General features: G+C 44.0%; 6 protein-coding genes. 4 read left to right on the plus strand and 2 right to left on the minus strand.

Annotated elements, in window-relative coordinates:
- Together ACP45E_RS13145 and ACP45E_RS13150 are read right to left on the minus strand one after the other, a co-directional pair.
- A partial coding sequence (locus ACP45E_RS13145) for a DEAD/DEAH box helicase (RefSeq protein WP_141707332.1) occupies window positions 1-638 on the minus strand: 638 nt, incomplete at its 3' end.
- A 90-nt stretch (window positions 639-728) separates the two neighbouring features.
- Window positions 729-1,448, minus strand: a complete 720-nt coding sequence (locus ACP45E_RS13150; protein WP_017037725.1) for a tRNA1(Val) (adenine(37)-N6)-methyltransferase — start codon at window positions 1,446-1,448, stop codon at window positions 729-731.
- Between the two features lie 307 nt (window positions 1,449-1,755).
- Here ACP45E_RS13150 and brnQ point away from each other — a divergent pair, with 307 nt between their 5' ends.
- The 4 genes from brnQ (at window position 1,756) to vpsR (ending at window position 7,533) form a co-directional block, all read left to right on the plus strand.
- Window positions 1,756-3,072, plus strand: a complete 1,317-nt coding sequence (brnQ, locus tag ACP45E_RS13155) for a branched-chain amino acid transport system II carrier protein (RefSeq protein ID WP_017035482.1) — start codon at window positions 1,756-1,758, stop codon at window positions 3,070-3,072.
- Window positions 3,073-3,216: 144 nt separating this feature from the next.
- Window positions 3,217-4,315, plus strand: a protein-coding gene (prfB, locus tag ACP45E_RS13160) for a peptide chain release factor 2 (RefSeq protein ID WP_139073947.1) whose coding sequence is annotated in 2 segments (ribosomal slippage) — window positions 3,217-3,291 and window positions 3,293-4,315 — 1,098 coding nt in all. Because the reading frame shifts where the segments join, the coding sequence is not laid out codon by codon here.
- 29 nt (window positions 4,316-4,344) lie between these two features.
- Window positions 4,345-5,877, plus strand: coding sequence for a lysine--tRNA ligase (lysS, locus tag ACP45E_RS13165; protein WP_017037724.1), 1,533 nt, complete (start codon window positions 4,345-4,347; stop codon window positions 5,875-5,877).
- 318 nt (window positions 5,878-6,195) lie between these two features.
- On the plus strand, window positions 6,196-7,533 hold the full coding sequence (vpsR, locus tag ACP45E_RS13170) for a cyclic-di-GMP-binding transcriptional regulator VpsR (RefSeq protein WP_017035479.1): 1,338 nt from the start codon (window positions 6,196-6,198) through the stop codon (window positions 7,531-7,533).
- Window positions 7,534-7,892: the final 359 nt, after the last annotated feature.

Here is a 7,892-nt window from a genome sequence, read left to right on the forward strand (position 1 = left end):
ACCGCTCTTCCGATCTCTGCTGGGTTTTTTAAAAGATCAGCAGTAAAGCCTTCCACACCTCGGCCTTCAAGTGTTGCAGAGAAGAGTAGGGTTTGTTTGCGCCAGCGACACTCAGCCGCCAGTCTATCGACAACAGGCGCAAATCCCATGTCTAGCATGCGGTCAGCTTCATCGAGAATAAGCCATTCAATCGCACGGCAGTCAAAGCGCTCTGATTCAATGTATTCCATCAAGCGACCCGGTGTGGCCACCACGATATCTTGCGTTTGAGCAAGAATATCAGCATGTTCCTGATACTGAACACCGCCTGTAATAGTGAAGACATTCAAGCGTGTGTTTTTAGCCAACGCACGAGCTTCATCGGCTACCTGCATCGCTAGCTCTCGTGTTGGTGTTAGGATCAATACACGAGCAGGCCCTGGTCTTTTTCTAGGAAAATCAATCAGGTATTGCAACGCTGGAAGTGAAAAAGCAGCGGTTTTACCTGTTCCTGTCGGTGCAGAGGCAAGAATGTCTTTGCCATCTAGAGCTTGTGGGATCGCATCTTCTTGAATTTGCGTTGGGCGCTCAAACCCCAGCTCTTCTATCGCTGTAATAAGGGTTTCATCTAGATCAAGGTCAGCAAAAGTTCTGATCACTGTAGTATCTCCACAAGCCGATAGGCGTGTTATGGCAAAAATTAGGTCGGATATTATAGATGTATTAGTGATTATGATCACATGATATTTCTACATCTTGAGATAAAAGTTCTCAGTCAATGAGTGAAATTCTTTACTGTATTGCCCATCTTGGTGAATGACAAGGTGTGTTTCTTCTAACTCTGTTTTCATTTTACTTATTTCTATCAATAGCCTAGATGCTGTTTTCTGCTCAGTCGTCTTTACATAACAGAGTCGGGTAACGTGCCAATTGAGTGGTTTCGCTTTGGCAATAAGTTGATGACCTTCATAAATGGGCAAAATGAAGTTGGCGGTTCCTAAGGGGGTGGTTAGTGCATAAGAACGCTCAAGTAATGCATGATGATCAAGAGTATCGGTATGTCTGGCGATGGCTCGTTGCGTATGGTGTGATTGCTCTCCTGAATTGAAGTATGGCGGATTGCAGATGATGCCATCAAAAAGCGCGGTCATGGGAGCCTTGAGAATGTCCCCTTCAATCAGTTGTAAGCGGTCATCCCATGGTGATTGTCTAAAATTATGCTGCGCACTCTCAATCGCGTGACGATCAATATCAATGGCAGTGATGGCTAATGTGTTATGCCTTTGCGCTGCCATTAAAGATAACAGTCCGGTTCCAGTTCCTATATCCAGGCATGTGTTCATAAGGTCGAGGTTTGACCAAGCGCCTAATAAAATCCCATCGGTACTCACTGGCATGCCGGAACGGCCACCTTCAATAGAAAACTGCTTAAATTTGAATCCCTTAGTTTTTAACGTGCTACATTTCATGATAATTCCGTTAAAACACTCTTTGTTGGTAAAAGTGTCTGTTGTTAATTTAATGTTTGGTTTTTTATGCTATTTGTTTTCATGCAAGTAGCCGGATTGTTCTTTGTTATGTTCTGCTAATCTGTCTAAGCATGGTGTTATTGACTGCATTGTAGATAAAAATGCAGATTAATATGGTGTTTACCTCTCAGAGGTTGCCAATTGATAAGGGTTTCGTCATTATTCGCGACCAAATAAAAGGGTATTGTGCTGATAAAGCAACAATACGCAAACATAACATCGTTCAACATTATAGTAAGGGTTAGCTGTGAAGCAGACTTTAAAATTGACAGATATTATAGCCGTAGGCTTTATGCTGTTTGCTTTTTTCTTAGGGGCAGGCAACATTATATTTCCACCATTGGCAGGGCAGTTAGCCGGTGAAAACCTAATGCCTGCGATGATTGGATTTCTTGCCACCGCGGTCGGATTGCCGCTTATCACCATCATCGCTGTGGCGAAAGTCGGAGGCTCTTGGGGACATCTGACGAAAGATCTACCAGTGCGCGCTGCAACGCTTATCGCTGTACTTATTTTTATCATCATCGGTCCTGCTTTTGCTGCCCCTCGTACTGGATTAGTTGCCTACGAGATGGCAGTTCGCCCCTTTTTAACTGATGCTGGCCAAGTCGACTTAGCCCTGTTTTCCACGGCCTTTTTTGCTATCGCTATGTTCTTTGCTTGGTCACAAGGCCGTCTTATCGATGTGATTGGTAAGGTATTGACGCCTGTCCTATTCATTGGCTTGATCATTCTAGCGGTGGCGGTATTTGTTGATCCACAAGGCGAAATGCTTGCCGCTCAAGGTGAGTATGCGACACAACCGTTAACCAAAGGTTTCCTGGAAGGGTATAACACGATGGACACGTTTGGCTCGCTGATGTTTGGTATGTTGATTGTTGATGCTCTGCGTAGCAAAGGGATCACTGAACGCAGCGCGACGGCAAAATATTTGATCAGTGCCGCGTGCATCGCAGCTGCGGGTTTAGCCTTTGTCTATATTTCTCTTTTTTACTTGGGGGCAACCAGTGCGGTCGTGGCTTCAGGGGCGGATAACGGTGGCGTGGTCTTAAGCTTGTACGTTCAAGCGCTGTTTGGTCCTTATGGGCAACTGGTCTTGTCGGTGATTGTATTATTGGCGTGTCTAACCACGGCAATTGGCTTGATTTCTGCTTGTTCAGATTACTTCAGCTCGTTAACGTCATTGTCTTATAAGAAGTGGGTTCTGATTATTGGTGGAATTTGCGCACTTGTCGCGAATGTGGGTCTATCTCAGCTGATTTCCCTCTCTGTACCTGTTCTTTTTGCTCTTTATCCCGTAGCTATTGCACTTGTTGTGCTAGCGTTTGTGCGTGAAAAGCTGCCAAATCCGGTTGTGGCTTATCGTGTTGTGGTGCTTGTAGCATTAATCTTTGCCCTTATTGATGCTGCAAAAGTGGCCGGGATCGATGTTTCAGCATTAAATATGCTACCGCTGTTTGAAGTTGGAATGGGGTGGGTGCTTCCTACTTTCGCTTCGATTATATGCATGTTCTTTATTGGTAAAGCCGTTGATCAAGTCTTCGTAGAAGATACCGTTCTATAGGCTTTCTGTGCATGATGAATTGAAAAAGGCCGATGAAAACATCGGCCTTTTTTATTTCTATTTCACCTCGGTTTTTTCTGTATCTTCATCACATTTTTCAGTAAACTTTCTCGGTTAAATTCTACTCACAAATGATGAGCTAAAATGTTTGAAATCAATCCTATTAAAAACCGTCTTCAGGATGTGTCTGAGCGCACAAATATCCTGAGGGGGTACCTTTGACTATGACGCAAGAAAAGAGCGTCTAGAAGAAGTAAACGCAGAACTAGAACAACCGGATGTATGGAACGACCCGGATCGTGCGCAAGCACTTGGTAAAGAACGTGCATCACTTGAAGCGATAGTAGAAACGATCGACTTGCTTGACCAAGGGGTTGAAGATGTCGATGGTTTGTTGGAGCTTGCGGTTGAAGAAGGCGATCAAGAAACTTTTGATGAAATTGAACCGGAACTTGCTGAGCTTGAAGCCAAGTTAGGCAAACTTGAATTCCGTCGTATGTTTTCAGGTGATCACGACGCTTCAGATTGCTACATTGACTTGCAGTCAGGCTCGGGCGGCACAGAGGCTCAAGACTGGACATCAATGATGTTACGCATGTATTTGCGTTGGGCTGAAGCGAAAGGCTTTAAGACGGAAGTGATTGAAGTTTCTGATGGTGATGTTGCAGGCCTGAAAGGCGCAACAATACGTATCTCTGGTGAGTATGCTTATGGTTGGCTGCGCACGGAAACGGGCGTACACCGTTTGGTTCGTAAATCTCCATTTGATTCAAGCGGCCGTCGTCATACTTCATTTGCTTCTGCGTTTATTTACCCAGAGATTGATGACAACATTACGATCGACATTAACCCTTCTGATTTACGTATCGATGTTTACCGCGCTTCTGGCGCTGGTGGGCAACACGTTAACACGACTGAATCTGCGGTACGTATTACTCACGTGCCAACCAATACCGTTGTGCAGTGTCAGAACGATCGTTCTCAACATAAAAACAAAGACCAAGCGATGAAGCAGCTGCGAGCTAAGCTTTTTGAACTTGAGATCCAAAAGCAGAATGCGGAAAAACAAGCGAGTGAAGAAACGAAATCTGATATCGGTTGGGGCAGCCAGATTCGCTCTTACGTGTTGGATGATTCTCGCATTAAAGATTTACGCACCGGCATTGAAAACCGCAATACACAAGCGGTTCTTGACGGTGACTTAGACAAATTTATTGAAGCTAGCCTGAAATCAGGTTTATAAGCTTTACCGACAGATAGGGTCCATTGAAAATGACTGATGCTACTCAAAACGAAAATACACAAGAAGCTGCTTCACCTGAAGAGAACAAACTCATTGCAGAGCGTCGTGGAAAATTAGATCACATCCGCAAGAATTGCAGTGCGAATGGTCACCCAAACGATTTTCGTCGTGACAGTCTTGCTGCTGATCTGCAAGCGGAATTTGGTGAGAAGACTAAGGAAGAGCTAGAAGAGCTGAACCACATTGTTGCAATCGCTGGTCGTGTCATGGCGAAGCGTGGTCCATTCCTTGCGATTCAAGAAACTTCTGGTCGTATCCAAGCATACGCAGCGAAAGACGTACAAAAAGTACTGAAAGAGAAGTACCAAGGCCTAGATATCGGTGACATCATTGGTGTTAAAGGTGCGCTTCATAAATCGGGTAAAGGCGATCTTTACGTGAACATGGAAGAGTTTGAATTGCTGACTAAAGCACTTCGTCCTCTACCAGAAAAGTTCCACGGTCTCACTGACCAAGAGATGCGTTACCGTCAGCGTTACGTTGACCTAATCGTGAACGAAGACTCTCGTAATGCATTCATCGTGCGTTCTAAGCTTGTATCTTCAATCCGTAACTTCATGAGCGCGAAAGGCTACCTAGAAGTTGAAACGCCAATGATGCACGTGATCCCGGGTGGCGCAACTGCACGTCCATTCATCACTCACCACAATGCACTAGACATCGACATGTACCTACGTGTTGCACCAGAGCTTTACCTTAAGCGTCTAGTGGTGGGTGGTTTTGACCGTGTATTCGAGATCAACCGTAACTTCCGTAACGAAGGTCTATCTCCACGTCACAACCCAGAATTCACTATGATGGAATTCTACCAAGCGTACTCTGACTACAAAGACCTTATGGATCTGACAGAAGAGATGCTAAGCACGGCAGCAATGGACGTTCTTGGTTCTACTTCTATGCCTTACGGTGACGAAACGGTTGAGTTCGGTGGTACTTACGCTCGCATGAGCATGTTCGATGCAATCAAAAACTACAACCCTGAGCACGCTGAGATTCAAGCGCTAACAGAAGCAGATCTACAAGACCGTGAGAAGATGGTTGCTATCGCAAAATCTGTACACGTAGACGTAGAAACGTTCTGGACATGTGGTCAGCTTCTAGAAGAGATCTTTGGTGAAACGGCTGAGCCTCAGCTAATTCAACCAACGTTCATCACTGGCTACCCAGCGGACATTTCTCCTCTAGCACGTCGTAGCGATGACAACCCATTCTTCACAGACCGTTTTGAGTTCTTCATCGGTGGCCGTGAAGTAGCGAACGGTTTCTCTGAGCTTAACGATGCACAAGACCAAGACGAGCGTTTCAAAGCGCAAGTTAACGCGAAAGACGCGGGTGATGACGAAGCGATGTACTACGATGCAGACTACATTACTGCACTAGAGCACGGCCTACCGCCAACAGCGGGTCAAGGTATCGGTATCGACCGTCTAGCGATGCTATTTACAAACACGCACACAATCCGTGACGTGATCTTGTTCCCGGCAATGCGTCCACAGTCGTAAGGCGTTCGTCAGTGGCGATCTGATTTAAAGATTATCCGTCATTAACTCCTTGTTTATCAATAACTAAAAAAAGCCACCTTCGGGTGGCTTTTTTTTACTGACAAGCGTCGAAATTAACGAAGATTATGGTTTTATGCGCGTGATTTTATAGTTAACTTGAATGTATGTGACCAAAATAGTTGTATAAATGATTATTCGGGGCCTAGTCTAAGTATTGAGACAGATTATCTCGGCCAGTCTCGATAATGTAACGGCTACTACCGTTAGGTATTCACGGCTTAGATATAAATTTAAAAAATCAATATAAGGAACATAATAATGGGTAGCCAATTCCGTATGGATTCTGTCCCAGGTTCACTTGTCGTTGTTGGTGGGACACATGAACCCTGGCTTTCGGTACTAGAGCAAGTTGGTTGGCGTTGTACTTCATGTGCAGATTTACGTAAGGCTGATGCGCTTTTTAGTGAGACCGGCCCATGTATCGGCATTGTGGACTTGAGTCATGACGAGTTTAGTCTCAATGGTATCGCTAACTTAGTCAGTAAGCACAAGCAAGTTCGTTGGCTTGCATTTATCCGTGAATCACAACTGAGCTCTGATACCATTTGCCAGTTTATTGTTAACTTCTGTATTGATTTTTTCACTTCTCCTATCCCTGACGCTCAGCTTTTGAATACCATAGGACACCAACTTGGTATGTTAAAACTCGAGAAAAAAGTGTGGCCAAATTATGGCTCAATGAGTGATATGGGGCTTATTGGTGATTCGATTCCAATGAAACGCCTACGAGATCAAATCAAACGTGTTGGCCCAACGGACGTATCCATTTTGATCTACGGGGAAAGTGGTACGGGTAAGGAGACCGTTGCAAAGGCGGTGCACAAGACATCAGCACGATCTCAACAAGAATTTATTTCGGTGAATTGTCGTGCTATGTCAGAAAGACGTATTGAGTGTGATTTTTTTGGCATTAACCAAGAAGATGGTACTCAAGTATCGATGCTTGAAAAGGCGGACGGTGGCACGATTCTGCTGAACGATATTTTAACCTTACCTAAGTCTCAGCAATTGAATTTACTGCGTTTTTTACAAGAAGGGGTCGTGGATACGCCTGATGGCCGTAAAGAAGTGGATGTAAGAATTTTAGCGGCGAATTCTTCTGATATCGAAAAAGCACTGATTGATGGTGATTTTAATGAAGAACTCTATCACTACATTAATGTGCTGCGGATTAATGTCCCTAGCATAAAAGAAAGAGCGGGCGATGTTGCTCTACTTGCTCGCCATTTCCTGCAAGAGTATTCAAAAGAATTTAATGCTCAAGCTCGAAGTTTTTCTGAAGATGCGATCAGAGACTTAACACGTTATCACTGGCCAGGAAATGTACGAGAGCTAATGAATCAAATCAAACGCATTGTCTTGATGTCTGATAACGTTATGATCGACGAGTCTCAATTGGATCTGCCGAAACGACATGATGGTCGACGTAGTTTAAAGAGCATTCGAGAGCGCAGTGAAAGAGACGCACTCTTATTGGTGTTAGAGTCTCACTCGGGGCAAGTATCGATTGCTGCAAAAGAGCTCGGAGTATCGCGTGCTACTATGTACCGGTTATTGAACAAACATAATTTGATCACAGAAGATGCGATGTCTTAAGCATAACAAGCTGAATTAGAATGTATTAAAGCCACAACGTAGTCATTGTGGCTTTTTTTAATACATCATTATGTTGATTATTTGTTATTCACTGTGTGAATGTGTTGGTTTTTTAGTGGCATAGCGTTCTAAATGGAGGAATACATTGTTTTTTTATTAATCAATTTATAATGGTTGAATTATTATCTCAATTGCATAGAATTTAATCGTGAGCAGAGACTCTGCTACACAATTTTCTTCGGATTTATTATTTAGTTAGGAGGTACAGATGAAACATTTATCCATCATTCAATGTGTTTGTACCGATCTCGATCGTATTGAGCTCAAGGCTTTGTACGCCTGCCAAGATCGGAAGAGCG

This window comes from Vibrio genomosp. F10 str. 9ZD137 (assembly GCF_049974785.1).
Taxonomy (GTDB): Bacteria; Pseudomonadota; Gammaproteobacteria; order Enterobacterales; family Vibrionaceae; genus Vibrio.